Source organism: Neisseria shayeganii 871, from assembly GCF_000226875.1.
Lineage (GTDB): Bacteria > Pseudomonadota > Gammaproteobacteria > Burkholderiales > Neisseriaceae > Eikenella > Eikenella shayeganii.
Map to the genome: position 1 here is coordinate 1 of NZ_JH164938.1, position 1033 is coordinate 1033.

A 1033-nucleotide genomic window follows, 5' to 3' on the forward strand; every position below is an offset into this window, starting at 1 on the left:
TGATTAGGCACTTTCTGCCTGTTCAGGCAGCAACAGACACACGTATCCTATTCGCCGCCTTCAACAGGTTCAAGCACATCGCTTTCAGATGGCTCTGCGCAGCCACTTTCTGTAAGCCAAAGTATGATGCCCGGGCATAGCGGAATTTACGGTGCAAGGTGCCGAAGCTTGGTTCCACCACATAGCGCACCCGCGCCAGGCAGCCGTTAAGCATTTTTTGTGCCGCACTTAGGGGATGGCCACGATAGGCTTTTTCCATCATGCCATCTTTGAGTGCTCTGTCTTGCAAGCATTGGCGGTTATCTTGGCTGGCGTAACCTTTGTCGGCATAAACCATGGTGCCTTCTTTGACGCCATCCAGTCAGGGGGCCAAGTGTTTCACTTCGTGGGCATTGGCCGGGGTGAGGTGGATTTTTTCAATATAACCGTCTGCGTCGGTACGGGTGTGTTGTTTATAGCCCAAGTGAAACTTGCCATCTTTGCGAATCCAGCGGGCATCCGCATCTTTGCTGGGTGTGGTTTCGGTCAGGACATCGCCCTGTTCATTCACTTCTATGGCTTGGCGTTGCTTGCCGCCGGCGGTGTGAATAATGGTGGCATCAACTACGGCTGCGGTGGCTTTTTCGACTTTAAGCCCTTTTTCGGGGAGTTGGCGGTTAATCAACTCGAGCAATCGAGCTAAGGTGTCGTCTTGAGCCAGCCAGTTGCGGAAACGGCAAAGGGTGCTGTGGTCGGGAATGCGGAAGTCGTCGAAGCACAGAACAGCTGGAAATCCATGCGGGTGATGAGGCTGTATTCGAGTTCGGGATCGGAGAGACTGTGCCATTGACCGAGCAATACGGCTTTGAACATGGAGAGCAAAGGATAGGCGGGACGCCCGCCGTTGTCGCGCACATAGCGGGTTTTACGGTCGGACAGGTATTGTTCGATGTGTGTCCAGTCAAGAATACGGTCGAGTTTGATAAGCGGGAAGCGGTCGAGGTGTTTTTCGATGTGGTGGAGGGCGTCGGTGTGTCAAAAGCTGCTCATGAAC

1 pseudogene is annotated in these 1033 nt (G+C 53.5%); it reads right to left on the reverse strand.

The features are described 5' to 3' along the window. Positions 1-22 precede the first annotated feature (22 nt). Positions 23-993 (reverse strand): annotated as a pseudogene (locus HMPREF9371_RS12335) (IS5 family transposase). Positions 994-1033: the final 40 nt, after the last annotated feature.